22 protein-coding genes are annotated in these 25,930 nt (G+C 60.9%); 16 read left to right on the top strand and 6 right to left on the bottom strand.

Annotated features, from left to right (window positions below; genetic code table 11):
- Positions 1–10: 10 nt before the first annotated feature.
- Complete coding sequence (gene pcnB, locus C2E25_RS00220) at positions 11–1,279, bottom strand: polynucleotide adenylyltransferase PcnB (protein WP_103113808.1); 1,269 nt, start codon at positions 1,277–1,279, stop codon at positions 11–13.
- Positions 1,280–1,374: 95 nt separating this feature from the next.
- Between pcnB and miaA the strand changes: the two genes are divergently transcribed.
- From miaA to C2E25_RS00175, 8 genes are all read left to right on the top strand, one after another.
- Positions 1,375–2,334, top strand: a complete 960-nt coding sequence (gene miaA / locus C2E25_RS00215) for a tRNA (adenosine(37)-N6)-dimethylallyltransferase MiaA (RefSeq protein ID WP_103113807.1) — start codon at positions 1,375–1,377, stop codon at positions 2,332–2,334.
- Entirely contained in the window at positions 2,331–3,641 is a 1,311-nt protein-coding gene (locus tag C2E25_RS00210; protein ID WP_103113806.1) for a hypothetical protein, read from the top strand. Before miaA ends, C2E25_RS00210 begins: the two co-directional genes overlap by 4 nt.
- On the top strand, positions 3,638–4,006 hold the full coding sequence (locus C2E25_RS00205; protein WP_103113805.1) for a PilZ domain-containing protein: 369 nt from the start codon (positions 3,638–3,640) through the stop codon (positions 4,004–4,006). The genes C2E25_RS00210 and C2E25_RS00205 overlap by 4 nt, the downstream gene beginning before the upstream one ends.
- A gap of 227 nt (positions 4,007–4,233) precedes the next feature.
- Positions 4,234–5,544 (top strand): M23 family metallopeptidase, encoded by a 1,311-nt coding sequence (locus C2E25_RS00195; RefSeq protein ID WP_233189290.1) that lies wholly within the window; start codon positions 4,234–4,236, stop codon positions 5,542–5,544.
- A 212-nt stretch (positions 5,545–5,756) separates the two neighbouring features.
- Positions 5,757–6,224, top strand: a complete 468-nt coding sequence (locus C2E25_RS00190; RefSeq protein WP_103113802.1) for a c-type cytochrome — start codon at positions 5,757–5,759, stop codon at positions 6,222–6,224.
- Between the two features lie 177 nt (positions 6,225–6,401).
- Positions 6,402–6,893, top strand: coding sequence for a ferritin family protein (locus tag C2E25_RS00185; protein ID WP_103113801.1), 492 nt, complete (start codon positions 6,402–6,404; stop codon positions 6,891–6,893).
- Positions 6,894–7,115: 222 nt separating this feature from the next.
- Positions 7,116–7,796, top strand: a complete 681-nt coding sequence (gene radC / locus C2E25_RS00180) for a RadC family protein (protein ID WP_103113800.1) — start codon at positions 7,116–7,118, stop codon at positions 7,794–7,796.
- Positions 7,797–8,212: 416 nt separating this feature from the next.
- Positions 8,213–10,600 carry a DUF3656 domain-containing U32 family peptidase gene (locus C2E25_RS00175; protein ID WP_103113799.1) on the top strand — a complete coding sequence of 796 codons (2,388 nt, stop codon included), beginning with the start codon at positions 8,213–8,215 and terminating at the stop codon, positions 10,598–10,600.
- A gap of 73 nt (positions 10,601–10,673) precedes the next feature.
- Here the strand turns inward: C2E25_RS00175 and C2E25_RS00170 are convergent, their stop codons facing one another.
- Positions 10,674–11,429: a hypothetical protein gene (locus C2E25_RS00170; RefSeq protein WP_103113798.1), complete on the bottom strand. Its 756-nt coding sequence runs from the start codon at positions 11,427–11,429 to the stop codon at positions 10,674–10,676.
- 588 nt (positions 11,430–12,017) lie between these two features.
- On the opposite strand from C2E25_RS00170, the gene C2E25_RS00165 reads away from it, so the two are divergent.
- The 3 genes from C2E25_RS00165 to C2E25_RS00155 all read left to right on the top strand — a co-directional run bounded on the left by C2E25_RS00165 (position 12,018) and on the right by C2E25_RS00155 (position 15,583).
- Positions 12,018–12,260: a hypothetical protein gene (locus tag C2E25_RS00165; RefSeq protein WP_103113797.1), complete on the top strand. Its 243-nt coding sequence runs from the start codon at positions 12,018–12,020 to the stop codon at positions 12,258–12,260.
- 191 nt (positions 12,261–12,451) lie between these two features.
- Entirely contained in the window at positions 12,452–14,044 is a 1,593-nt protein-coding gene (locus C2E25_RS00160; RefSeq protein ID WP_158247069.1) for an ATP-binding protein, read from the top strand.
- A 51-nt stretch (positions 14,045–14,095) separates the two neighbouring features.
- Entirely contained in the window at positions 14,096–15,583 is a 1,488-nt protein-coding gene (locus C2E25_RS00155) for an SDR family oxidoreductase (protein WP_103113795.1), read from the top strand.
- Positions 15,584–15,777: 194 nt separating this feature from the next.
- Here C2E25_RS00155 and C2E25_RS00150 read toward each other — a convergent pair whose 3' ends face one another.
- A complete protein-coding gene (locus tag C2E25_RS00150; protein WP_103113794.1) occupies positions 15,778–17,928 on the bottom strand; it encodes a thioredoxin domain-containing protein in 2,151 nt (716 codons plus the stop codon).
- A 133-nt stretch (positions 17,929–18,061) separates the two neighbouring features.
- Positions 18,062–18,877, bottom strand: coding sequence for a DUF4350 domain-containing protein (locus tag C2E25_RS17220; RefSeq protein WP_146032864.1), 816 nt, complete (start codon positions 18,875–18,877; stop codon positions 18,062–18,064).
- 71 nt (positions 18,878–18,948) lie between these two features.
- On the opposite strand from C2E25_RS17220, the gene C2E25_RS00135 reads away from it, so the two are divergent.
- Positions 18,949–19,359, top strand: coding sequence for a hypothetical protein (locus C2E25_RS00135; protein ID WP_103113791.1), 411 nt, complete (start codon positions 18,949–18,951; stop codon positions 19,357–19,359).
- Positions 19,360–19,521: 162 nt separating this feature from the next.
- Here the strand turns inward: C2E25_RS00135 and C2E25_RS00130 are convergent, their stop codons facing one another.
- A complete protein-coding gene (locus tag C2E25_RS00130; protein ID WP_103113790.1) occupies positions 19,522–21,339 on the bottom strand; it encodes a zinc-ribbon domain-containing protein in 1,818 nt (605 codons plus the stop codon).
- 327 nt (positions 21,340–21,666) lie between these two features.
- Positions 21,667–23,460 carry a M3 family oligoendopeptidase gene (locus C2E25_RS00125; protein WP_103113789.1) on the bottom strand — a complete coding sequence of 598 codons (1,794 nt, stop codon included), beginning with the start codon at positions 23,458–23,460 and terminating at the stop codon, positions 21,667–21,669.
- Positions 23,461–23,986: 526 nt separating this feature from the next.
- Here C2E25_RS00125 and C2E25_RS00120 point away from each other — a divergent pair.
- Genes C2E25_RS00120 through C2E25_RS00105 form a run of 4 tightly spaced genes read left to right on the top strand, consistent with a single transcriptional unit; the run spans position 23,987 to position 25,831 of the window.
- Positions 23,987–24,637 carry an RNA polymerase sigma factor gene (locus tag C2E25_RS00120; RefSeq protein WP_233189289.1) on the top strand — a complete coding sequence of 217 codons (651 nt, stop codon included), beginning with the start codon at positions 23,987–23,989 and terminating at the stop codon, positions 24,635–24,637.
- Complete coding sequence (locus C2E25_RS00115) at positions 24,634–25,092, top strand: anti-sigma factor family protein (RefSeq protein WP_103113787.1); 459 nt, start codon at positions 24,634–24,636, stop codon at positions 25,090–25,092. Before C2E25_RS00120 ends, C2E25_RS00115 begins: the two co-directional genes overlap by 4 nt.
- Positions 25,089–25,313, top strand: coding sequence for a hypothetical protein (locus C2E25_RS00110; protein ID WP_103113786.1), 225 nt, complete (start codon positions 25,089–25,091; stop codon positions 25,311–25,313). Before C2E25_RS00115 ends, C2E25_RS00110 begins: the two co-directional genes overlap by 4 nt.
- Positions 25,310–25,831, top strand: a complete 522-nt coding sequence (locus C2E25_RS00105) for a DUF3106 domain-containing protein (protein ID WP_103113785.1) — start codon at positions 25,310–25,312, stop codon at positions 25,829–25,831. Before C2E25_RS00110 ends, C2E25_RS00105 begins: the two co-directional genes overlap by 4 nt.
- The last annotated feature ends 99 nt before the right edge of the window (positions 25,832–25,930 follow it).

Genomic DNA, 25,930 nt, shown 5'->3' with positions numbered 1-25,930 from the left:
GGTATCCCGATCAGGATTGCGAGGGGGAAGAAGCCGGCTTCCTCCGCCGCCGACGGCGTCGCGGTCGTTGACGGGGAGCCTCCTTCGGCGTCTCGGTGAGTGACTGCCGCCAAGCCGACAATAGTTCAACATCCCCCTGACCGGCCGCGCAACAGAGCTGGTAGAATGCCAGCGCGGCGGCGAAACTCGGATGCCGCACGAAACGCTGCTGCCCGCGACGGCCGGGGCCGCGCTGCAGCCGGTAACAGCCGACCAGCAGTTCGGCGGCCTGGTGCCGGATGCCGCTGGCGATATGGAAATGGAGACAATGGGGGATAAGCAGCTTGGCGGCCCGCCCCAGAACCTCACCGATGGGAAGGTCGCCGGCGTCAACCAGCCCGGCGGAAAAGGTTTCGTAATAGAGAGCAGCCAGCACCAGCGACTCGGTCACCGGTTGTCCGGCGGCGGTACGACGGTCAATGGCGTCGAGCAGGGCCAGGGTTCCCGGCCCGGCCTGGTAACCGGGGATGATGTATTCGAGCAGGCCCAGTCCCTGGGCATTGGCGAAGACGTGTCCGGCGACCTTGTGCCGAAACAATTCCATCAACTCTTCACGCAGTCGCGCCGGGGCCGCCTCGGCAATCAGAGCCGACCGCAGGTAGATCGCCTCCCGGGCCGTTTCATCAAGGCTGAAGCCGAGTCGGGCGACAAATTCCAGCGCCCGCAGCATGCGCACCGGATCCTCGGCAAAGCGTACCAGCGGATCACCGATCACCCGCAGCCGCTGATCACGAAGATCCCGCAGACCGCCGACATGATCGATGATGCTGAAATCCTCGATGTCGTAGAACAGGGCGTTGATGGTGAAGTCGCGGCGAAAGGCATCCTGGCGCGGGGTCCCGAACAGGTTCTCGGCATAAAAGGGATTGAGGGAAGGGTCTTCGGGACGATCCTCTTCGGTCGCCTGGCGCCTGAAGGTTGCCACCTCGATCAGGGAACCGCCGGCGAAACGGATATGTGCCAAGCGAAAACGCCTGCCGACCAGGAAACAGTTGCGAAACAGCTTCTTCACCTGGTTGGGGGTGGCGTCGGTGCCGACGTCGAAATCCTTCGGGGTCCGACCAAGCAGCAGGTCGCGCACCCCGCCGCCGACCAGGTAGGCTTTGTAGCCGTGCCGGCGCAGGCGGTAGAGTACCTTGAGGGAATTCTCGTCAATCTGCTTGCGGGAGATCGTGTGCTCGGCGCGGGGCAGGATGACCGGTTCGGTCGGGATCTCGGCTGTCGGTTGTTCAGTGTCCATGGTTTCCTTCGCTGCGCTTCTTGTACCAGATTGCGGAACCAAAGAAAACCCCCGGACAATTGAATTCAGCGGACAAACCGGCTAAAGTCGGGCGCATGTCCGAAAAACAACTTTCTTCACAGCCCCCCTGCCGCCTGCTGACCCTGCTCGGGGCGACCGCCGGCGGCAAAACCCGCGTCGCCGTGCAGGTAGCCGAAACCCTGGACGGCGAAATCATTTCCGCCGACTCGCGCCAGGTTTTTCGCGGCATGGATCTCGGCACCGGCAAGGACCTTGACGAATACGGCAAGGTTCCCCATCACCTGATCGACATCCGCGACGCCGGCGAAGAATTCAGCGTTTTCGATTTCCAGCGCGAATTCCTGCAGGCCCATGAGCGGATCAGCGCCCGCGGCAGGCTGCCGCTGCTGGTCGGCGGCACCGGACTCTACCTTGACGCGGTCCTCAAGGGTTACCGGCTGGTCGAGGTGCCGTCCGACCCGGAACTGCGCCGCGAACTGGCCGGTCTCGACGACGCGCGATTGCGGCAGCGACTGCTCGAACTGAAACCTGAACAGCATAACCGCACCGACCTCGACGACCGGGAACGACTGCTGCGCGCCATTGAAATCGCCACCGGTGAGGCGGCAGCGGACGCACCACCGCCCTGGCCGGATCTGCAGCCGCTGGTTTTCGGTCTCCGCTGGGAACGTTCCGAGCTCCGCAGGCGCATCCGGCGGCGTCTGCAGCAACGGCTCGCAGAGGGGATGCTCGACGAAGTCCAACACCTGCATCAGGCGGGGGTCAGCTGGGAGAGGCTCGACTATTACGGACTTGAGTACCGCTTCCTCGCCCGCCACCTGCGCGGCGAACTGAACCGCAACGACATGGTTCAGCAACTCGCCGGCGCCATCAGCCGCTTCGCAAAGCGCCAGGAGACCTGGTTCCGACGGATGGAAAGACAAGGGATCGTCATCCACTGGCTGGAGGGCGCCGACAGCCCCGCCGAAGCCCTGCTCGAACAGCTGAAAAAAGACGGTTGGCGCTGTAAAAAAGGCATCCTGGTCCGACCATGAAACGTCGCCTGGCCAACTATCGGCGCCGGCTGCTCGACGGCCCCTGGCAACTCCAGGGCTGTACGGCAGGAGACTTTGCCGGCGCCGTCGTCATCCCCGCCTGCGGCGAGCGACAAAGCCTGCCGCTGACCCTCGCCACCCTGGCCGCCAACCCGGTCGAGGATTTGCGGCGCTGGCTGGTGGTGGTTGTCGTCAACCAGCCGCCACAGGCAGCACCGTCCCTTCTCGCCGAGAACCTGCAGACCCTGGCCTGGCTCGAAGCGGGCGGCGCACCGCCATCGTTGCGCCTGGCGTGGGTCGATGCCGCCCGCCCCGGGCAGATGCTGCCGGAAAAGGACGCCGGTGTCGGCCTGGCGCGCAAGCTGGGCTGCGACCTGGCCCTGCCGCGACTGCGGCCGGACGGTTCCGGACTGCTCGCCTGGCTCGACGCCGACACCCTGGTCGACAACAACTACCTGGCCGCCCTGAAAACCCATTTTGCCGCTCACGCACAGGGAGGGACAACCCTTCCCTTCGCCCATCAACCAGCCGACTCGCCGGCAACCCGGCAGGCCATCGACCGCTACGAACTCTACCTGCGGCACTATGTCTACGGTCTGCATCTGGCCGGTTCACCCTACGCCTACCACAGCATCGGCAGTACCATCGCCTTTCGGGCCGCCGCCTACCTGGCCATCGGCGGCATGAACCGGCGCCGGGCGGGTGAGGACTTCTATTTTCTGCAGCAACTGGCCAAAACCTGCGGTGTCCACCCCCTCTCCGGAACCCTGGTCAGGCCGTCGGCCCGCCGTTCGCAACGGGTCCCCTTCGGCACCGGCGAGAAAGTTGCCCGGCTGGCTGCGGGGGAAGCCGCCGTGAGCTTTTACCCGGCGGAGAATTTCCGTATTCTGAAAGCCTGGCTGCAGATCGTCAGTCAACATTCCGCAGCCGACGCCTCCGAGCTGCTTAACCGGATCGAATCCCGCTCCGGCTCCGCCGCCGAATTTCTACGAGATGCCGGCTTCCCTGCCATCTGGCCAAAACTGGTCGCTCGCAACCGCTCCCCGGAAAGACTGCTGCGCGCTTTTCACGGCTGGTTCGACGCCCTGAAAACCCTGCGCCTGATCCGTCATCTCGGCAGTTTTTCCGCAAGTGATGAAACAAGCGGCCTGGTCGCTGAACTGATCACCTGGGGAAAAGGATCGGCACCGCGGAAGATCGAACAACAGCTGGCCCTGTTGCGGCGGCTGCAGGGCGTTGTTTCGGGGGGACGAGGGAGCAATGATGTGCTATGCTTTGGTCAGCTTCGAACCGGGAGAGAACCATGACCGAGCGGAAAGCCGATGCGCCGGTACAGGCCGATTTGCGCCGCACCCTGCGGGCGCCGTTGCTGGTACGCAAAGTAAGGCTGGAAGACGCGCGTGAGGTCTTTTTCGGTTACAGCAAGAACCTCAGCCGCGGCGGCATGTTCATCGCCACAGTCAATCCCCTGGAGCCCGGCAGTCGCGTGATCGTCGACATCCCCCTGCCGCCGCCGCGTAAAGAATCGGTACGCTGTGAATGCGAGGTGGTCTGGAAACGTCCCTATCATCCCGACAGCCGCTATGATCCCGGCATGGGGCTGAAATTCATCGATATTTCCGAAGCTGCCACCGACATCATCAACAACTGGGTCCGGGAATCGGAGAGCTAGGAGATCCTTTTTGCCCCATAGCTACAGCTATGAGGCTGCAAACGAGCTGAAACCTGTTCTCAAACGCTCAAATTTTCGCTTCAGTTCGAATTATCCGACAGGCTCCGGGGATCCATCCGTTGCGAATTCGCACAGTGGCAAAACCATTCCCCGGCGCTATACTTGCTGCCGTTGCCATCCTGACACCCGCTCTCGGGTGACATCCTATGCTGTAAGGAGATTTTCTGTTGCGCACCCCTAGTGTTGTTCTGTTGTTCGTCCTGCTTATCGCCCTGGTTGCCGGCGGCGTCTACTATTTTCGCGACACCGACGGTCCGGAAATTTCCCTGACTCCGGCATCCGGTCCGGTTTCAAGCCGTAAACCCCTGCAGTTGACTCTGACCGACCAGGCTTCGGGACTGAAACAGGTCGACGTGCTGCTGGTTCAGGGCAGCAAGCAGATCGCCCTCTACAGCCAGGAATTGCCGCCCGGAAGTTACCAGCACCGTCAACAGCTGTCTCTGGCGGGGATCAAGCTGAACAACGGTCCGCTGGAAATCCGCGTCACCGCCGGAGACCGCTCGATTTACCATTTCGGCCAGGGCAACACCGGCAACCGCAGCTTCATCCTCGAATTCGACAGCAAACCACCGAGGATCTCGGTCCTCAGCCGCAGCCATAATCTCAATCAGGGCGGCAGCGGACTGATCATCTTCAAGGTCAACGAAACGGTCACCCGCACCGGAGTCCAGATCGACGATCTCTTTTTCCCGGCGTACCAGCAGGAAGACGGCAGCTATGCTTGCCTGTTCGCCGCTCCCTACGACCTGAGTCCGAAAAAACTGGTGCCGCGCCTGAGCGCCGAAGACCTGGCCGGCAACCAGCGACGCAGTGGTTTCTACCACCACATCAATGCCCGCGCATTACACAAGGCAAAAATCAATATCAGCAACCGTTTTCTCGAAGCCAAGATGCCCGACTTCCAGCAGTACTTCCCGGAAACCGCCGATCTGCTGCAGATCTTCATTCGCGTCAACCGTGAACTGCGGCAGCAGAACCGGGCCCGACTGCAGGAATTTGTCGCCCAGACGGAACCGAAGCCGCTCTGGGAAGGGGCCTTCCTGCGTCCCAAAGGGACCAATCGTGAACCCTTCGCCACGGCCCGCACCTACTACCACAACGGCAGGAAGATCGACCGTCAGGTCCATCTCGGAGTCGACATCGCCTCGGTCGCCCGGGGACCGGTGGTCGCCGCCAACAGCGGTCGGGTGGTGCTGGCCGAGGAGTTCGGCATTTACGGCCAATGCATCATCATCGACCACGGTCTTGGGCTGATGAGCCTCTACGGCCACCTCAGCAATATCGAAGTTGCCGCCGGCGACCTGGTGAAAAAAGGCCAGGAGATCGCCCGCACCGGCGCCACCGGCCTGGCCGGTGGCGATCATCTCCATTTCGGCCTGATCCTCAACGGCCTGCCGGTCAACCCGGTGGAATGGTGGGACCGCAACTGGGTGCGCAACAACATCGACAAAAAATTGAGTCTCATTGCCGCACCCTGACCTGGACCAGAAAGACCCCGTGCCCCGGAGATTCAACCCGCAGAAGCCATCCGCGGCATCATCCAGACCGAAAAAATGTCATGGATGACGGCATCGGGGCCGCAGAAATCAGTACCGACGACCATGACCGGACCATCGCGTCGGAATGCACCCACCGTGACGAGCATGGTCCACGCAACCGACATTGACACCTTCGTCAGGGAGTAACCGACATGCGTTTTCTGTTCGTGATCCTGCTATTGACAGCCGCTCCGGCTTTCGCCGCCCAGCAGTCTCAACATCTTGGCGCCCTTTCCACCGATCGCGGCATGCTGGAATTCCAGAAAATCATCGACAACAAGTGTACCGTCTGCCATACCCGTGAACGGATCGACAAGGCCCTGACCCGCCGCGACGACGCCGCCGCCATCCTCGAACGGATGGGTGTCCTCGGCGCCGACCTGACCCCCGCCGAGAAAGAACTGCTGATCGCCTACTGGGGCAATGACCAGTTCGCCGAAGTCAACCGGATCATCAATACCCGCTGCACCGGCTGTCACAATCGGCAACGCATCGACCAGGCGCTGGCTGCCGGCCGGAATCTTGACGAGATCCAACAGAAGATGATCCGCTTCGGAGCCAGGCTTTCTCCCAAGGAACAGAGTGTTCTCGGCATCTTCAGCGGTAAGGCGCTGAAATAAATCCGGTCGACGGAACGCCTGTGATTAATCTCGGGCGTCATACAAGCATCTCAGGGACCGGCAACCAGCCGGTCCCTTTTCTTATTAATCCATTATAATTCCTGTACTTCCTTGCTCTCCCTCCTCCTTCAGGCATACTTGAAGTAATCCATCCACAGCCAGGAAAGGAGGTTGTCCATGCCCCAGGAGATGAAAATCCAGGAAGTCCTTCGTCTGATCATCAGGACCAAGAAGACTCTTTACGATTTCTACCTGCTGGCCGCCGAACGGGTCACCAACCCCCTTGGCCGCAAGGTCTTTCAGCGTCTGGCTGAAGAGGTACACGGCAATCTCGGCCGTTTCTTCCACCTCTACAACGGTCATGATCTGGGAGATTTCGACCAGTTCATGGCGTTGCCGCCCTCTCCGGACGCGGCCCTGATCAGGGAGCTGACGGCCCATCCCGATGTCCATGAACGCCGGGCCCGGGAGTTGGCACTGAGCGAAGAAGAGGATATCGAACGGATGCTGCGGATGACGGCCGCCCGCGTTATCGACCCGGTGGCCCGCCAGACGCTTGAACGCGCCGCGCATGAAACCCGCCAGCACTGCGCCCTGATCGAATCGGAATATGCCCACACCATGGGCATGGTGCACGAAACCGATATCGACATCTATGTCCGGGAATAGGCAACGGAAGTCTCCTTGACGCCGGTTCGCAAGGTGCTAGAATCATCGCCGACAATTGACCTGACAGGATGTTGAAAAAGACACGTGATTCAGGCTGAGCAAAAAGGTCCGGATGCAGGACGTCCGCCCCCCGGAATAAGGCGTACCGGAAGGTCCGTCGTTGACGCGGGGGAGGACAAAGCAGACGGGCGTTTTGCATCAGCCTGTCCAAGGAGGGCATGGATGCGCTCGATCAAGGACTGGCCCGAGGATGAGCGGCCGCGAGAGAAACTGCTGCAACAGGGCGCGGAACGACTGAGCGACGCCGAACTGCTGGCCCTGGTGCTTCGCACCGGCGACGCCGCCAGCGGCACCAGCGCGCTGGACCAGGCCCGCAGCCTGCTGACACGTTTCGGCAGCCTGCGGGAGCTGGCCGCGGCCGGTAGCCGGGAGTTGCAGCAGCAGAAAGGTATCGGGCCGGCCAAGACCGCCGAACTGCTCGGCGTTTTTGAGCTGGCCCGACGTTTCAGCGCCGCGCCGCTGAGACCCGGGGAACGTTACAGCTGCTCCCAAGATGTCTACCGGCATTACCACGAGCGGTTGCGCGACCGGAAGAAAGAGGTTTTTCTGACCCTGCTGCTCGACGCCAAGAACCGGGTGATCCGCGAAGTGCAGATCTCCGAAGGCAGCCTGACCGCCAGCATTGTCCATCCACGTGAAGTCTTCGCCCCGGTGGTGCGGGAATCGGCGGCAGCCGTCCTGTTTATCCACAACCACCCTTCCGGTGATCCGACCCCGAGCCGCGAGGATATCGACCTCACCACCCGCCTGCGGCAGGCCGGCGAGCTGATGGGGGTACGGGTGCTTGATCACATCATCATCGGCAACGGCGACTATATCAGCTTCGCCGACCGCGGGCTGTAGCAGGCAGGCTGAGCAAAAACGCCCATCTGCGGCGTTGTCCTTCCCCCGCGTCAACGACGTACCTTCCGGTACGCCTTATTCCGCGGGGGTGCGGACGCCTTGCATCTGGACATTTTTGCTCAGCCTGGGGACCCTGATTTTTAACACCCTCGCTTGCCCGCCCCCGGCAGGCTGTGCTACCTTGACTCAAACAAAACCGGGCGGGAACGTCCGGTTTTTTCGTCACTACAAGCTTGCCGCCAAGAAAACCTTTTTTAACGGAGAGTCGCTGAGAGAGAGGGTGCAGAGAAAATCAAAGGCAGTTTTTGGTTTTAAAACCCCAAAGATTTTCTCTCTGCCTCAGCCCCTCTCCGTCTCTCCGTTAAATGAGTTTTTGACCTTCTTGGCGCTCTTGGCAGCCCAAAATCAGGCCTTCCATGACCGACCGAAAGTCACCCTCCCCTACCCGCCCCGAGCTGCTCGCCCCGGCCGGCAGCCTCGAAGCCTTTTTCGCCGCCGCCGAGGCCGGTGCCGATGCCGTCTACTGCGGGCTCAAGGCCTTTTCAGCTCGTGCCAAGGCGAAGAACTTCAACGTCACCGATCTGGAGAAGATGTCCGCCGCCCAGCACGCGGCCGGACGCAGGCTCTACGTCACCCTCAACACCCTGGTCAAGGAGCGGGAACTGCCTGAACTGGTCGACACCCTGGCCACTCTCGACCAGATCGGTGTCGACGGACTGATCCTGCAGGATCTCGCGGTCTGGAAGCTGGCCCGCGAACACTTTCCCAAGCTGGAGCTGCACGCTTCGACACAGATGACCGTCCATAACGCCGCCGGGGTGAAAATGCTCGAACGGATGGGCTTCGCCCGCGGGGTGCTGGCACGCGAACTGACCCTCGACGAAATCACCGCGATCCGCCGTCAAACCCATCTTGAGCTGGAACACTTCATCCACGGCGCGCTTTGCTTCTCCTTCTCCGGCCAGTGCTATTTTTCATCCTTTCTCGGCGGCCAGAGCGGCAACCGCGGCCGCTGCACCCAGCCCTGCCGACGCCGCTACCGCCAACGCGGCAAGGACGGCTATTTCTTCTCTCCCAACGATCTCTCGGCCATCGACCTGCTGCCGGAGCTGATCGCCGCCGGCATCTGCTCGCTGAAAATCGAGGGCCGGATGAAGAGCGCCGAGTACGTTCACAACGTGGTCAGCGCCTACCGCATGGTTCTCGACGCCGACCACAACCACCGTCAGGACGCTCTCAAGGAAGCCAAACTGCTGCTCAAGGAAGCCTTCGGCCGACCGCCGACCAGAGGTTTTCTCACCGGGCCGGCTCCGGTTGACATCGTCTCGCCCAACCTGCGCGGCGCCACCGGCCGCTGGCTGGGAAACATTTCTCAGGTCCGTGGTCGCCAGATCGGCTTCAAAACCCGCGATCTGCTGCAGGCCGGAGACCGGTTGCGCGTCCAGCCGGCCAGCGACCGCCCCGGAACCGCGTTCACCGTCCGCACCCTTCAGCTCGGCAAACGACCGGTCAAACAGGCGGCGGCCGGCAGTCAGGTCAATGTCCCGACCCCCTTTGCCGACCGTTTTCAGGTCGGCGACGCAGTTTTCAAGGTCTCGTCCCGACAGGCCTTCACCCTCAGCGAAGCCGCCTGCCGCAAACGACTGGACCGGATTTCCACTGAGCCGACAGCGCTCATCCTGCGGATCCTGATGCCGGACAACCACAGCCTGCAACTGACCGCCGAGCTGGCCGGAATCGAACATACCGCGCGTTTCGAGGTCGAGACCTTCCCGGCAAAAGACAACCCGCTCAGCCGGGAAACTCTGCGGGCCGCTTTTTCCCAGACCGGCAGCAGCGGATTTCGGCTTGAGCAGTTGACCTGCCGCAAACTGCCGCCGGTGGTGATCCCACCCAGCCGGTTGAAACAGATCCGGCGGGAATTCTATGCCCAGCTGGCGCAACAGCTTTCCTTCCGGCGGCAAAACCGCGACAGTTCCGCCCGGCAGCGGGCCCGCCGGTCCCTGCTCGCCTGCGGGGAACCGGCAGGACAGGAGCGGCGGACAACCCTCGGCCTCGGCAACGCCCGGGATCTGCAGATCCTGGCCCGGGACGGCATCGACCGGGTGCTGCTACCTCTCTCCGCCGGCAACATTCAGGGCGTGCAGCAGGCTGGCCGCTGGGGGCGCCAGACGGAACGTATCGTCTGGGATCTCCCTTTCCTCCTGCTTGACGACCAGTGGCAACAGACGGAGGATCTGATCAGAACCCTGTACGAACAGGGGTTCCGCCGCTTCCGACTCGGCAACCTCGGGCACTTTCCACTCTTCGACGATTATCCCGAAGCCGAACTCGAAGGCAGCTACCGGCTCTTCATTCTCAACAGCCAGGCGGCCCTGGCCTGGCGGGAACTCGGCCTGAGCGGGGGCATGGCTTATATCGAGGACGACCGCGACAACCTGGCAGACCTCTTCAGCCGCCCGACCGGCCTGCCCCTCGACCTGACCGTCTACGCCAGCGTCCCCCTGCTGACCAGTCGCATCCCGCTCAAGAACCTGCAGAAAGAAGGCGGCATCTCCTCCGACCGCGGCGACCGTTTCCGTGTCCAGCAGCGCTCCGGGGTCAGCATCCTCAGCAGCGAAACTGACTTTTCCCTGCTCGACCGTCAGCAGGACCTGGCGGCTCTCGGGATCCGACGCCTGACCGTCGACCTGAGTCACCTCGGCGCCTTCTCTCCCCGCGGCAAGCAGGTCCTGAATGCCCTGCAGAAGGAAAATCCGCTGCCGAATACTTCGGTTTTCAATTTTGATTTTGGAATGGAATAAACCGGGACAAGGCCGTCCCGAAGGTTGTGAAGAGCCACGGGCGGGAGAACCCCTTCCGGGCTCCCGCGACGGCTCAGTTTTCCCCGTCCCTCTTTCGTCCGGGCAGGGCCGGCAGAACAGCCAGGTCATCACCGCGCCTTGACGGATGAGTGCCGACTCCGACGGGATATTCCACCACCCGCCCATCGCGGTCGATGACCGTCTCATCCTCCAGCAGCACCATGCCGGTCTGCTCCAGCATCTCCATGCGGTACTTGTGCAGCAGGTCGAGACGTCGGCAGCGCAACCGGTAGCTGAGGACCATCCATACCAGGCTTACCAGGGCCGCCACCCCGAGAACCACGGCCAGCAGGATAAAGAGATAGTTTGCCGCCTGCGCCCCGGCGTCGGCAACATAGCCGACAATCGCATCCAGCTTGTAGATAATGCCGCCGGCCAGCACCAGCAGCAGCAAGGCCACCAGGAAGGGAACCTGGCGCAGGCTGCGCATCACCTCGTCAAAACGGTTCGGCTGTCGTTCCGTGTCGGACACCGTTCCGGCCGCGGGAAAGGTCTCGTCACGGGCGAACAGGTAGCGGTTGAAGCCATAGACAATCACCCCCAGCAGAAACGTGATGGCGACCGGAGTAAGGAAGGATGCGAGGATGTAAGCCTTCCAGGGGAAAAACATCTGCCCGCGACTCAGGTAACTGATCCAGCAGACGAAGAAGATGAAGCCCTCGACCACCGCCATCAGCAGCAGGTAACCGGAAAGAAATTTTTTCAGCTCATTGCGACTGTAGAGTCCGGCAATACCTTGAACGGACCGTTTGGCTGCTTGCTTTTCCATGCGCTATCCTTTCCCCGGCCACGGGTCCCGCCCCTCTGCATGGCCTTGACCTAAGGTACCCGCTCCTGCCCGGTCACGCAAGAGGCCGAAGAACATGACACTGTTTCAGAACGAAACATAAAGAAAAAATAATTTCCACTCTGCGCCCGCCGGCGCCGCAAATCGCAGGTATGATCGACAACATTTTGATTTAAAACGTTTTTATAGCCCCAAAAGGGGGTTGACGACACCGCAAACAGGCCTTAAGTTTGCGCCACATTCACACAACAATCCGATTCAGGGACAGAAGGATGCCATGTTTTATCTGAACCGCATCGCCCGAAAACTTTTCAGGCGCGTCAATGCCGACTCATCGGGAAGCTGTCCGGTCAGCTTCTCATCGCGGTCGCGCAGACGGCTGCACTGGACACGATTCCTCAGCCACCACGGCTTTTAGCAACACCTCTCCTCCCTTGCAACACAAAAAGGCCCGCCCGATTCGGCGGGCCTTTTTGTGTTGCCGGCAGAAAAAACCGGCGACCGATTGGCAGATCATTATCATACCGTATACACTGTAAGAAAAGGGGGGGCAACCCGAGGAGGTCGGTTATGGGACAACGCATCGTTGATGACCCGATCACCCTGATCCTTTCCTACTGTCACGCCAATCGCTTCGCTGCCGAACACCTCTATGCCCTGCTGGCCGAGCAACGTCACCACCATCTTGAACTTCCCGAGGCGACCCTGGAGTTGAGCGATCATGACCTGCATGAGTTCATGATCAGGTACCGGACGGAAATCGAACCGGAGATCGACCGCTCCAGCCGCCGGAGAAGTGACCTGCCGAACTGAAGTCAAGCCGGCCAACCCCTCATTTCTGACAGGTTGACCCGCTTGACTTTACCCGGTCGGAGGCTAGACTTTAGCGATCTATATTCGGGCCTGAAATGGTGTAGATTCATATCGATTGAAGAGCCCCTTACTTGCTGATTCCCTGACAACGAACACGCTGGGTCAGCATGACTGTTCCTTCAGGGGAAATAATGGAGCGAAAAACAAAGGAGGAACTACGCGCAGAAATCGAACGGCTTCGTACCCAGCTGACCGTGTATGAAGCCACTCTGAAGAATGCCGCCACCACGGACATTCATCTCCCGGCTGATCTACAGCCCAACCACCGGAGGCCGCATCCCTGCCGCAAACAGCTCTCCCTTGAACGCGACCGATTCTATAAGGTTCTCGACCAGCTTCCGGCTCTGGTCTACCTGCAGGCTCCGGACTACTCAATCCCCTTCGCCAACCGGACATTCATCGACAACTTCGGCTCCTACCGGGGCGCCCCCTGCTACCGGATCATCCACGACCGTGACACCCCCTGTGACGACTGTTCCACCTTCAAGGTCTTTGACAACGGCCGGGCGCGCAAATGGGATCTGCATGACAAAGACAAGGATGCCTTCTTCGAAATCCACGAAATCCCCTTTGCCGACAGCGATGGCTCTCCACTGGTGATGGTCCTCGGCATCGATGTGACCCGGCGCAGGAAAGCCCGCCTCGCTCTGCAGCAGAGTGAAGAGGAAAAACGCCTGCTGACGGCTCAACTGGAAGCGGTCCCTGACGGCCTGGTGCTGTTCGACCTCGACGGCAAAATCCTCTGGAGCAACCGTCACGTGATGTCACTGCTGCAGCTCGACGAGCCGCTGCAGCCGGGCCAGGTCTGTCACGGCGCCATCTACCGACATGCGGTCTGTACCGACTGCCCGGTACAACCCTGCATTGAAGAGGGGGTTTTCCAGGAACGGGAGCTTCTCGACCAGGATGGACGCCAGCTCCATTTCCGCTGTTATCCTATCCGTAATGACGAGGGACGGGTTGAACGGGTCATCCTCAACATCAGTGACACCAGTCGAAATTTCAACCGACGCATCAATCACCTGCGGGCCGGACAATTGGCCGCGATCGGAGAACTGTCCGCCGGTATCGCCCATGAAATCAACAATCCTCTGAACGGCATCATCAATTTCGCCCAGATCCTCAAGGACAACCCCGAGGTCCTGCGGCAACACCCGGAAATCCCCGAACGGATGCTGTCGGAAGGGGAGCGGATCGCCCGTATCGTTTCCGGCCTGCTGGGCTTCAGCCGCGAGCCGGACGATCAACTGCAGCTGATCGATCCCCGGGACCTGGTCCGGGATGTCCTGCTGCTGGTCGAAACCCAGATGCGGAACGAGGGCATTCACGTCGAGATCAAGACCGAACCGGAAGCCCCGCTGATTCTGGCCCAGCCGCAAAAACTGGAACATGTTCTCTTCAACCTGCTCAGCAACGCCCGCCATGCCCTCAACGCCCGTTTCCCACTGCCGGACAAAGCCAAACGAATCCGCGTCCTTATCCGCCGACAGAGAGAGCTGCTGCAGTTCAGGATTGAAGATGCCGGCGTCGGCATTGCCGCCGAGAACCTGCCGCATCTCTGCTCTCCCTTCTTCACCACCAAGCCCGAAGGCGAGGGAACCGGTCTCGGCCTGAGCATCTGCTGGCAACTGGTCAAGGAACATGGTGGACAGTTGCGTTTCGACAGCTCCCCCGGCCGCGGAACCCGCGCCATTGTCGATCTCCCCCTGCAGCCGCCCCGATAGCTCATTCAGGTCCGCGCTTGCCCCCGTCTCTCGGCATGAGATAATGGGAGCATGAACGACCGACAGCCCATCCTGGTTCTCGGCGCAGGCGGTTATGTCGGCGGTCGCCTGGTGCCGCGACTGCTGGAAGCCGGTTATCCGGTCAGAGCCCTGGCGCGGAATCCGACCAAAATCGCCAACCGGGCCTGGGGCACCCATCCGCTGCTGCAGATCGAACGCGGTGATCTGCTCGACGGTGAGTCCCTGCGCAACGCCGCCCTGGGTTGTCGAGCCTGTTACTACCTTGTTCCGGCGATGAGTCCGTCAACGAAGAACGCTGCCGTTGAACGCAGAGGAGCCTGGAATTTCATTGCCGCCGCCGAAGCAGGAGGTCTCAAGCGGATCATCTACCTGGCCGGGCTCGGAGAGGAAGAGGCCGACCTCGACTCCCAACTCGCCGCCCGCGCCGAGGTCATCCGTATCCTGCGGGCCGGCCGGGTACCGACCACAGTTCTACGAACCTCGATGATCATCGGCTCAGGCAGCGTCTCGTTTGAAATCCTCCGCTACCTGGTCGACCGGCTACCGGTTATGGCCACACCGAACTGGGTTGACAGCCCCTGTCAACCGATCGGTATCCGCAATGTTCTCGGCTATCTGGTCGGTTGTCTCGATCATCCCGAAACCATCGGTCAAAGCTATGATATCGGCGGCACCGAGGTTCTCAACTACCGGCGCCTGATGCGTATTTACGCCGAAGAGGCCGGCCTTGTACGCCGCCTGATCCTGCCGCTGCCGATCTGTTCCCCCCGCTGCTCCGCCTGCTGGATACAGCTGATCACGCCCGTTCCCGCCGCCCTCGCCCGCCCCCTGGTGGAAAGCCTGTCAACACCGTCCATCTGCCACGATCTGCGGTTGCAGGATCTGGTTCCACAACCGCTGTTCGATGCCCGGACCGCTATCCGCCTGGCTCTGGAGCGTCTGCGCGGCAGCCAGGTGGAAAGTTCCTGGACTGATGCCGGTCCCATCCCGCCGGCCGAATGGGGCGACCCCGATGATCCATCCTGGGCCGGCGGCACGTTGTTCAGCGACCGCCGCGAACTGGTCGTCAAAGCAGATATCGACCGCGTCTGGCAGGCCATCATCCGCCTGGGCGGCGAAACCGGCTGGTATGCCTGCAATCCTCTCTGGCGGCTGCGCGGGCTGCTGGACAAATTGGTCGGCGGCCCCGGACTTCGCCGCGGTCGGCGCGATCCCGACACCCTGCTCATCGGTGACGCCCTCGACTTCTGGCGGGTTGCCGACCAGCAACATCCCCGGCGGCTGTTGCTGGTCGCTGAAATGAAGCTGCCCGGAGAAGCCACGCTCGAATTCCTGCTGCAACCGGGCGAAAACGGCACCCGGGTGGTTCAGAACGCCCGGTTTCTGCCGCGCGGTCTTTCCGGTCTTGCCTACTGGTGGGCGGTCTATCCCTTTCACCATTTCGTTTTCAACGGACTGTTGCGCGGGATCGGCACGGCCTGCGGCGGGAAAGATCTCTCCGGCCCCCGACGGCTGTAAATCAGATGCGTTTCACCCAAATCCACCGGCTGTTTTGCGGACCGAGGGTGGCGGGACGGGTGGAGATACGAGGCGCCGTGCCGATTCGGGCGGAAACGTAGCCGAGCTACGTTGAGCAACGAATCGGTGAAGGCAACGAAGCAGATTCATCCGTAACGTCAGCCGAATCCCGAAATTGCCGGTGGATTTGGGTTTCAGGGACGACCGGCAACGGGAGGTTTTGCCAATCGCGCCGCGACTTCCGCCGGATCGGTAAGCGGTTTCTGACAACTGAAATCGCGGCAGATGTAGACCGTCGGCCTGCCGCCGAGCATCCGCATCCCGGCACTGTGCGGCGCAAGGTCCGCGAGCAGGGCCGACTGCCCGGGAGGCAGCAGCAACAGGCTGGTTTCGGGAAGGTAACGATGCTGGAGAATGTCAAGCAGCTGCCCGGTGGTCTCCGCTTCGGGCGGGCCGACCAGCACCACCTGGCGGGTCGGCTGCAGCAGCAGCATCGCCCCCTGCAGCAGCTGGGCATAACGGGTCGGAGAGTCGGACACCTCAGCGGAGAAGCGCGCGAGCAGTTTTCGCGCCGCCCGTTCCCAATGGTCGTCTCCGGTCAGCAGGTAGAGGCGGGCGAGCACCTCCAGGGCGACACTGTTGGCAGAAGGGAGGGCCCCGTCGAAGAGTGACTGCGGCCGGGAAACCAGCTGTTCGGCATCATCCGCGGTATCATAAAAGCCGCCCCCGGCGGCACGGAAGCGGTCCAGCAGCTGCTGGGCCAGGGCCGTTGCCTGCCGCAGCCGGCGCGGATCAAAATCGGCCCGGTAGAGATCGAGCAGGCCGCGGGCGAGAAAAGCGTAATCCTCGGCGAAAGCCGGGATCGCGGCGTCCCCTTCCCGCCAGCGCCGCAACAGGCGCCCCTGCCGGTCACGCATCCGCTGGATAAAATCGGCAGTCCGCTGCGCCGTGCGCAGGTAGACCGGGGCATCGAGAACCCGGCCGGCGCGGGCAAAAGCGGAGATCACCAATCCGTTCCAGGCGCTGAGCACCTTGTCATCCCGTTGCGGCCGGACCCTTCGATCACGCGCGGCCAACAGCTCGGCCCGGTCGGCGGCCAGCCGTGCCCGCAGCTGTGCTTCCGTCATCTTGTGCTCGACGGCCAGGGAGGGCAGGGACCGGGCCAGGTGAAGAATATTCATCCCCGGCTGTTCACCACGGATATCGGCGGCAAAATTGCCCTCCGGCGCGATCCCGTAGGCGGCGGCGAAGAAAACAGCGTCCTCCGCACCCAACACCTTCTTCACCTCCGCCAGGCGCCAGAGATAGAACTTGCCCTCAACCCCCTCGCTGTCAGCATCCTCGGCGGCGTAGAAACCACCTTCCGGGTCGCGCATGTCACGCAGCAGGTAGTCGAGAATCTCGCGCACTGTATCGGCATAACGCTGCCGACCTGTCACCTGCCAGGCCTCAAGATAGGCCAGGGCCAGCCCGGCCTGGTCGTAAAGCATTTTTTCAAAGTGCGGCACCAGCCATTCGCGATCGGTGCTGTAGCGGTGAAAACCTCCTCCAAGCTGGTCATAGATGCCGCCGCGGCGCATGGCGTCCAGGGTGGTCGTCACGATACTGAGCAGTCGTTCGTCGCCGGTTTGCCGGTAGCGGCGCAGCAGATAGGTCAATCCATGGGGGCGGGGAAACTTCGGCGCCTGGCCGAAACCACCGTAACGGGCATCGAAACTGCTCTTGAAACTGGTATCGGCCCGTTCGAACAGCTCCTCGCCGAGATCCGTAACAGCCGTTCCCCGCGGCCGATTGAGTCGCTCCAGCAGCTGCCGTCCACTGTCGCGGATATGTTCCGGATGCTGCCGCCAGCGCGCGGCGATCTGCGGCAGCAGATCGAGCAGACCGGGACGGCCGTAACGGGATTCTTTGGGGAAATAGGTTCCGGCGTAGACCGGCACCTTTTCCGGCGTGAGGATGACGGTCAGCGGCCAGCCGCCGCTGCCGGTCAGGGCCACGGTAACCTGCATGTAGACCTGGTCGATATCGGGACGTTCTTCACGGTCCACCTTGATGGCGACAAAATCGGCATTGAGCAAGGCCGCCACCTGCTGATCCTCGAAACTCTCGTGGGCCATGACATGACACCAGTGACAGGTCGAATAGCCGATGGAGAGAAAAATCAGCTTGTTCTCCCGCCGGGCGCGCTCAAAGGCCTCCTCTCCCCAGGGGTACCAGTCAACCGGATTTTGGGCGTGCTGCTGCAGGTAGGGACTCTTCTGCCCGACCAGGTGATTCCCGGTCGCCGCCGACAGCGGCCCCGGAAGCAGCAGGCCGCAGAGCAGAAAGAGCAGAAAGCGGCGCATCAGGGTTTACCTTTCACCTGAATCAGTGAGTTCCTGTTGGATGGAGAGTGCAAGTGCTTGGTCTGAATGGGATTTCCAAAAATCTGAAGCGCACCCATAGGTTCGCTGGTGATTTTTGGGAAGCTCAGGCAGATCAGTGACTTGTGCTGTCCGCCAACAAGGGACCCACTGATTCAGGTTTCAAAGCCAACTGCGGCAGGGAACGATTGAGCAGCCAGCGGACAAGGTTGTCAGCCAACTGCCTGTTTTCAGGCAGAAACCGGTTCTGGAAAATCGCGTCATCGGCAAAAACAACAAACGCCCCCTTTCCCGATTCTCCGACCACCACCACGCCGAAGCTCTGCACCGCGTCATTTCCGTTGAGACGCAGGTCACGGTTCAGATCGACCCAGGCTTCCGGCCCGGTCCGGGCAATGATCCGTGCCCGCGGATCCGTGTTGATCAGGGCCCAGCCACCGTAGAGGTTGAAGCCCTGCAACCCGCGGGTCAGGGGATGGTCGGCGAAATCAGTAACCCGGAAGTTGAGCGGGTCGCCGTTCAGCACCTGGTCCCGCTCGCGAATCACCCCGTTGGAAAAATCGACTCCCAGCCGGTAGAGCAGGTCACCGAAGGGAGGAGCAATATGCAGCATCACCGCCAACCGGCCACCGCCACGCAGGAACCTTTCGACGGCATCGATTTCTTGACTGCTGTAGGGTTTAAACGCCCCGGAAAGAACCAGCACGTCCACCTGTTCGAGCATACCGCTGTCAAGGGATTGCCGGCCGGTTTCAATCCGGCCTCCCTGCGCGACCAGCAACCGGGCGAATCCGGTCAGCTGCAACGGCCCCGGCCGGTCGACAGCGAATCGTTGCCCATGTCCCTGATCGAACCAGATTCGCGGGGGGCCGGCGGCAAAGAGCAGGGTGGGGAAAAGGCAGATGACTAAAATTGTTATCAATCTAATCAATGGGACATCTCCTCACGGTCGATCCGGCAGCGAACCGGACATCCGGGCTATAATGGGTACGAGGTGAAACGATGAAACATTTATTTCTCTTGCTCGGCCTGCTGCCGGCGATGGCGGGAATCGCATGGGCGGGAAGCGGCAGCACCCGCGAACGGCAGCACACCCCGGCTCCGGAAAACGCGAACATCCTGCAACTGGCCGATTCACGCCAAGGCGGCCATGGCGGCTACTTCGGTCATTCCCGCAGCGGGGGGAAACACCTTTACACCCCGCGCCACCAGCCCCGGGATGATCGGTATAACCGCCATCAGCGCCGCTATGACAGCTATCGTCACAGCTACCGCCACGATGAGCGGGGCTACGGTTATTATAACCGTTATTACGGTTACCCGGGATCCTCTTACGGCGGAACGATCTGCTGGTCCGATCGCTCCGTAAGTATCTGCTTCAACAACTTCGGTTATGGTGGCAGACGCTGGTAAAAACCGGGGAACAGGGTCTTAAAACGGTTCGGGATTGCAGAGTCCGGCCGCTATGCCGGCATAGGCCCCGCAGTTGCGACAGGTGAAGTTCGCCGACAAGGGGCTCACTGATTCAGGTTCAAGTATAACCGAAAAACCATCGGCGAAACAGGGGGGCCTGGTTCAGGGTTCCGGCAACTTCAACCTGAATGGATAATTCTTCTTTACCAGAGTTCGGGCGACATAGAGGCGCACACTGAAAACATCGCCCTGGAACAACCAGGTTCGGGTGACACGGCCATCCTGCTCACTGGAATGGCCGCCGCCGGTGGCCAGGGGCTTGCCCGCGGCATTGTAACCGACCACCTGCAACAGATTGTCGATATCGGACAGTGCGAGAGTTACGGCTGGCCCTTCAAGCTTTTTGTAGCTGATATCATGCCCGGCGACGGTGTAGTCCCGGCCCATCATCGACGGCGTCAGGTCAACCACCTCAATTCCGACAGGCAGCTTCAGGTGAAGCGTGCCGCTGATACCGCGCAGATCCTCCTCATCGGTTCCCCTGCGCAAATAGACATCCCTTGTTCCTTCCAGGTAACCGGCATCGGGAGAAGAAGCCTGCAGGGTCACCCGCCGAAAGAACTCCTTCTCAAACATGCTGGTCGCGTCATAACGGTCGGCACCATCGCCATCTGTCACCCGGTCGATACTGATGCTTACGGCCCGGTCACGAACCAGAGCCAGGTTCGGCAAATCGGCCAGCCTGACCTTGAGCCAGAGATGAGGCGTGCTGCCTCCATCCCAGAACCGGTCGGCAAGCAGAGCCGCCGGGCCGACGCTGACCCCACCCGGAGGCGCTTCGATACGCTTCTGTTTAAGCAGCCGACGCATCTTCCGACGACTGATCCTGACCGCGGTGGGCGGCTCCTGGCCAAGTTTTTCCTCGATCACCGGCGGCGGGGTCCAACTCTGGACGGATCGGGACACCAGGCCATGTTCGATCTTCCAGGAAAGAACCCAGCCGTCCAGGGCACTCATCCCGCCGATCATCCAGAAAGCGACCGGCAGGACCAGGTAGCCGAGAGCGGCAACCGCCGGCCAGCGAAGTTTGGCGCCGGTCTCCCAGAAGGAGGGAACCTTTTCCCGTGGAGCCTCGCGGAGGTCGCAATAGAGGAAATACTGGTAGACCAGGGTGAAGGGAAACAGGAACAGTGACAGCAGGTCGCCGACCAGCGGTATCCAACCAAGCACCAGCATCAGCAGAAAAGCGCTGACCCAGAGCACCAGCAACCGCAACAGCACCGCCCAGAAATATCCGCGCACGTATTCGCGGCTCTTCAGCAGCGAAGCCATGCCGCGATCCCCCTCCGCCGCCAGGATGTACTGAGCGAAGAGGAACCAGGTCGCGAACAGCAGCCCGGGAACAATCAGCAACAGTCCGCCGCCGCAGACAATAAAGGCCAGCAGGCTGAACATCCAGCAGAAGGCCCAGTATTGATCCCTGGCGGCGGCGAAACTGGCCTTGAACCCCAATTCACCATCCACCGTCGCGTAGATCATCGCGATCATGCCCCAGGGCATCAGCATCATGGCCAGCAGGATGGCAACCCCGACCAGGATCAGGCTGCCGATACCGGGACCGTTTCCCAACCCGGCACTGACCCCGATCACGACACCGGCGCCGACCGCCGGAACCATTGTCATCAGAATCGTGACCAGATAGATACCGAGCAGCAGCCAGATCCGCCGCCGGTAAAAGGTCCAGCTGCGGGCAAACAGATCGATCACCGGCGGCAGTTCAAATGACGCGGGAACCGGTTCCGGCGCCACGGGATCACCGGAGCCTGAAGGTGCGGATCCTTCCCTCACCGCCAGAACGCCGGGATCGAACAGGAAACTTCCGCCGCACTTGCGGCAACGCAGCCGCAACGGCCGATCGGGGAGTTTCTCCTCCGGCACATCCTTGCTGAATCGGCAATGGGGGCAGGTCAGGGTTGCCACGCTGTAATCCTTCCGCTGAAATCCCTATCAGGATGAAAGTTTCATGCCGAAGCGTCATCAAAGCGGGAAACGGAATCAGCAGGCGATTCCAGACCGTTTCCGGCCCGCCAAAGACAAACGAAGTGACGCTGCCGGTCACCCCCATGAACAATCTCAGTCGGGGACCTCGTCCTGAATCAGTGGGTTTATGCCGGATGAAGAGTGCAAGTGCTTGGCCTGAATGCGATTTTCAAAAATCTGAGGCGCACCCATAGGTTCGCCGGTGATTTTTGGGAAGTGCAGGCAGGTCAATGGCTTGCGCTATTCGTCGGTGATAAGCTCACTGATTCAGGGACTTCCCCGCAACAAGGCCCGCAGCTCATCCAGCAGTCCGCGCACCACATCGTAGCCCTTCTGCCAGAAGCCGGGGTCGGCCAGGTCTATGGCAAAGGGATCGAGCAGCGCCTGCGGCCGGTCACTTCCACCGCTGGCGAGCAGATCAAGATACTTCGGTACGAACGGAGAACCTTCTTCAAGGTAGCGCTGGTAGAGCGACAGGGTCAGCAGTTCACCGAACACATAGGAATAACAGTAGAAACGGGCATGGATGAAATGGCTGATGTAGCTCCAGCCCCAGCGATAAGGCTCGATCATCTCCACCTTGTCACCGAACAATTTCTTGTTTTCATCCCACCAGAGCCGGCAGAGGTCATCGGCGGAAAGCAACCCTTCGCCACGTTGCCGGTGAGCCGCCAGTTCAAAGCGGGTCAGGACATTCTGGCGGAAGGTGGTGGCGATAATGTCTTCGATCTTGGCGCACAGCAGGGCGATGCGTGTCTCCCGATCCCGCTCATGCTGCAACAGATGACGGGTCAGCAGCATTTCAGCGAACACACTGGCGGTCTCCGCGAAGGGCAACGGCGCGTGGAAATGAAACAGGTGCTGCTTTTGCGACAGGGTGTAGTGTACGCCGTGGCCCAGTTCGTGGGCCAGGGTCGAAACGTCACGCAGGGTCCCGGTGAAATTGGTCAATACATACGGCAGTTGTCCCGGCATCATCCCCATGCAGAACGCCCCACCGCTCTTGCCGGGGCGCGGCAACAGGTCGATGCGCCGCTCGTCGAAAAAGGCCGCCGCCGCCTCGGCCAGCCGCGGTGAGAAACCGCCAAAGGAATCCAGCACCTTGCGACGGGCCTCATCCAGGGAATAGTGCCTCCCTTCCCCACCGACCGGCGCGTAGAGATCGGTATTCTTCAGCGTCTCATAACCGAGCAGCGTCTTCTTGAGTGCGAAATAGTCCTGCGCCAGGGAATAATTCTGCTCGCTGACCTCCATCATCCGCTCAACCATTTCCGGCGCCGTCTCACTGGCAAGATGGGTCGGCGTCATCAGGTCGGGATAACCGCGCAGCTCCGCCTCCCTGCCGTGATCGAGGAGGATATTATTGAAGCAGGACGTCAGCACCAGTGACTGTTCGGCATGTTTCCGCAGAAAGGTGCTGAACGCTGTTTCCCGAACCCTCCGATCGGCATGGTAGAGCAGGCTGAGCAGCTCCTCCCCGGTCACCTCCTGCTCATTCTCCTCTCCCGGCATACGGAAGGAAAAACGCAACCCGGCACTCAACTCATCAAACAACTGAACAAACGCCTCGCGACCGGAAAGATCCTTGCGCTTCAGCGCCTGCTCGACCTCTTCGCTGAGCGTGTAGGGTGTATGAACACGCAGTTGTTCGAGATAGTGCCGATAATCGGCAATCTCCGGATCCTTCACCAGTCGACTGAAATGCTCCTCGTCGATACGCAGAATTTCCAGCTCGAAAAAGAGGGTCTTTTCACTGATCGCGCTCCAGGCCTCGCGCACCCTTGCGATCAATGCCTTGTGCGCGTCCGGTTCACTGTCGGCGGAAAACAGCAGCTGGGCATAGAGGTAGGGAAGCAGCAGGGTCTGCTGCAACTCCCGGTAGCCACGCAGCGCCGCAGCCAGCAGATCAGCGGACAGACTGTCAGCGGCAATGCGACCGCGAAAATCACGACGAAATTGTTCGGCAACAGCGGCGGCATCCGCCAGTGCCTGCGCCAGGGCCGGGTCATCCGGACCTTTATAAAGTGGGGAAAGATCCCATTGCTGATCTGCTTCACTCATCTGTTCAACTCCTGCACCAAGGGACAAGAGGGACTGTTCCCGTTCGGGGGCAGTCCCTTTTCGACAACCTGAATCCGTGAGTTCATGCCTGATGAAGAGTGCAAGTGCTTGACTTGAATGTGATTTCCAAAAATCTGAAACGCCCCCTCAGGTTCGCCGGTGATTTTTGGAAAGTCCAGGCAGGTCAATGGCTTGTGTTATTCGCAGGCAATGGACTCACTGATTCAGGGACAACAAAACCATCCAAAGTGTACGGGCTGATTTTAATCTGTCAATTGTAAACCTTCTCTGAAGATCTGCGTCCAAAGAAGTAAGACGAATGAGGAGGTCCCATGAAACGCTGCCCCATCTGCCATGCGCCGCAACAACGTGAAGGTCGCGTCTGTCCCGGCTGTGGTCACCGTCCGCAGCGACCCGACCACCGGTCACAACCAACCCGAACCATGACCCGGCCGTTACGGAACGGATAGCACCAACGACGATGAGTACTCTCCAGATCTCTCAAAAGCTCTTGCACACCGGATACTTGCAAAAGCACGATACAGCAGCTCCGGTTGACAGCCCGCCGTCGGACCGCTACTCTCGACCGATGGTCGAACGCAGCGAACAGATCCTGCTGGAACAGGCCCGCGCCGGCGATGAAGAGAGTTTCGCCCGTCTGGTGGATACCCACGCCGCCAGGTTGATCAACCTCGGCTGGCGGATGACCGGCAGCCGGGACCAGGCCGAGGATCTGGCCCAGGAAGCCTTTCTGCGCCTGCACCGCTCACTCGGCAGCTTTCGCGGCGACAGCAGCCTCTCGACCTGGCTCTATCGCACGCTGTCACGCCTGGCCATCGACCATCTGCGCCGCGAAAAGCTGAAACGGAAGATCTTTTTCTTCCGCAGCGCCGACAGCGAACAGGCCGACCCGGTCGATATCGCTCCCGATCCCGGAACCGGCCCGGGGGAAACCCTGCTGGCGATGGAGACCGGACAGCGGGTACGCCACGCGCTGCAGCAACTTTCACCCCAGCAGCGCGCCGTCTTCACCCTGCGCCACGACGAAGGACTGTCGCTGCAGGAGATCGCCGACACCCTGCAACTCAGCCAGGGAACGGTCAAGGCACACCTGCACCGGGCGGTCACCAGCCTGCGTGAAGAACTTCATGATTTACGGGAAAGGATCGGATCATGAAACGAACCGACTGCCAACCGGAACGTCTGACTCTCTACCATTATCACGAGCTGGAAGAAACCGAGCGCCAACGGGTTGCGGATCACCTCGCCGCCTGCCCCGCCTGCCGGGAGGAACTCGAAGATCTTAACCGGGTGCTGCGGCTTGCCGATACCGGACGCCTTGAGATTTCAAACCTCGAACGCCAGCAGTTCACGCAACGCGTGTCTGTCGCCGGCCGCAGGCGAAAACGTTCACGTATCCCGGCCTGGGGCCTGGCATTGAGCAGCGCAACCGCTCTGGGTCTGGCCCTGATTCTGCTGCGTCCCGGTATCACGCCGCAACCTCAGCCTCCGCAGCAGCAGAGCAGCCGGATTTTCGCTGATATCGATATGCTGCAGAATTTCGATATGCTCGATGACCTTGACCTGCTGGAAAATCTCGACCTGCTTCAGGAAATGGGAGACCTTGGATGAACCGACTGGCCGGACTCTCAATCCTGCTGGCGCTGCTGCTGCCGTCGACAGCACTCGGCAGCGACTCCAATGATCAGCCGCCGGCAACACAAGATCAGCAACAGACCAACCCTCAGCTTTCCAGGGAAGACCAGGACGTGATCGCTCAACTTGAATTACTTGAAATGCTCGACATGCTGGAAAATCTCGATACGGTCGCGGCCATGGAGGATGCTCAATGAAACAGTTTTCGATCATAGCCCTGTTTCTGACTTGTCTACTGTTGACCTGCTCTCCGGCCGCTCGAGCCGTGCCGGTCACCGGTCAGGACTCCGCCACCACCGTCCAACGCAACGATCCCGCTTTCCAGCAGGCCCTGAAACGCTGGCAGCAGATGTCTCCCCTGCAACGCCAGCAATTGCGTGAACGCTACCGGGCCTTCAAGCGGCTCTCTCCCGAACAGCAGCAACGGGTTCGTCAGCGACTGCAGCGCTTCCGTCAGCTACCGCCGGAAAAACGCCGTCTGCTCCGCCAACGCTACGAACACTTCCGCAAACTGCCGCCCGCCCAACAGCAGAAATTGCGCAAACTCTACCGGCGCATGCAGGAGCTGCCTCCCGACCAGCGCAAACAGTTGCGCCGGGACATCCGCGAGATGCGTAAACTGCCTGCCGAACAACGACACCAGCGTCGTCAGGAATTGCGTCGTCGCTATTTCGACAGCCCCAGACGGGCACCGCATCGCAGCATGCATCGCTGAACGACCGAGAACAGAGGGGGACGGGACACTATTCTACTTCGTCCCCGGAATTTTCCCGCATGACCATCGGAACCCTTTGTCAAATTCAATTTGCGAGGA

Source organism: Geothermobacter hydrogeniphilus, from assembly GCF_002898515.1.
Lineage (GTDB): Bacteria > Desulfobacterota > Desulfuromonadia > Desulfuromonadales > Geothermobacteraceae > Geothermobacter_A.
Note: the sequence above shows the minus strand (reverse complement) of the source record. Positions and strands in the feature narration are given on the sequence as shown.

What these genes read in the sequence shown, in the direction of transcription:
- pcnB (WP_103113808.1), bottom strand. Translation starts at nt 1,279, where the DNA reads ATGGACACTGAACAACCGACAGCCGAGATCCCGACCGAACCGGTCATC.
- miaA (WP_103113807.1), top strand. Translation starts at nt 1,375, where the DNA reads ATGTCCGAAAAACAACTTTCTTCACAGCCCCCCTGCCGCCTGCTGACC.
- C2E25_RS00210 (WP_103113806.1), top strand. Translation starts at nt 2,331, where the DNA reads ATGAAACGTCGCCTGGCCAACTATCGGCGCCGGCTGCTCGACGGCCCC.
- C2E25_RS00205 (WP_103113805.1), top strand. Translation starts at nt 3,638, where the DNA reads ATGACCGAGCGGAAAGCCGATGCGCCGGTACAGGCCGATTTGCGCCGC.
- C2E25_RS00190 (WP_103113802.1), top strand. Translation starts at nt 5,757, where the DNA reads ATGCGTTTTCTGTTCGTGATCCTGCTATTGACAGCCGCTCCGGCTTTC.
- C2E25_RS00185 (WP_103113801.1), top strand. Translation starts at nt 6,402, where the DNA reads ATGCCCCAGGAGATGAAAATCCAGGAAGTCCTTCGTCTGATCATCAGG.
- radC (WP_103113800.1), top strand. Translation starts at nt 7,116, where the DNA reads ATGCGCTCGATCAAGGACTGGCCCGAGGATGAGCGGCCGCGAGAGAAA.
- C2E25_RS00175 (WP_103113799.1), top strand. Translation starts at nt 8,213, where the DNA reads ATGACCGACCGAAAGTCACCCTCCCCTACCCGCCCCGAGCTGCTCGCC.
- C2E25_RS00170 (WP_103113798.1), bottom strand. Translation starts at nt 11,429, where the DNA reads ATGGAAAAGCAAGCAGCCAAACGGTCCGTTCAAGGTATTGCCGGACTC.
- C2E25_RS00165 (WP_103113797.1), top strand. Translation starts at nt 12,018, where the DNA reads ATGGGACAACGCATCGTTGATGACCCGATCACCCTGATCCTTTCCTAC.
- C2E25_RS00160 (WP_158247069.1), top strand. Translation starts at nt 12,452, where the DNA reads ATGGAGCGAAAAACAAAGGAGGAACTACGCGCAGAAATCGAACGGCTT.
- C2E25_RS00155 (WP_103113795.1), top strand. Translation starts at nt 14,096, where the DNA reads ATGAACGACCGACAGCCCATCCTGGTTCTCGGCGCAGGCGGTTATGTC.
- C2E25_RS00150 (WP_103113794.1), bottom strand. Translation starts at nt 17,928, where the DNA reads ATGCGCCGCTTTCTGCTCTTTCTGCTCTGCGGCCTGCTGCTTCCGGGG.
- C2E25_RS00135 (WP_103113791.1), top strand. Translation starts at nt 18,949, where the DNA reads ATGAAACATTTATTTCTCTTGCTCGGCCTGCTGCCGGCGATGGCGGGA.
- C2E25_RS00125 (WP_103113789.1), bottom strand. Translation starts at nt 23,460, where the DNA reads ATGAGTGAAGCAGATCAGCAATGGGATCTTTCCCCACTTTATAAAGGT.
- C2E25_RS00115 (WP_103113787.1), top strand. Translation starts at nt 24,634, where the DNA reads ATGAAACGAACCGACTGCCAACCGGAACGTCTGACTCTCTACCATTAT.
- C2E25_RS00110 (WP_103113786.1), top strand. Translation starts at nt 25,089, where the DNA reads ATGAACCGACTGGCCGGACTCTCAATCCTGCTGGCGCTGCTGCTGCCG.
- C2E25_RS00105 (WP_103113785.1), top strand. Translation starts at nt 25,310, where the DNA reads ATGAAACAGTTTTCGATCATAGCCCTGTTTCTGACTTGTCTACTGTTG.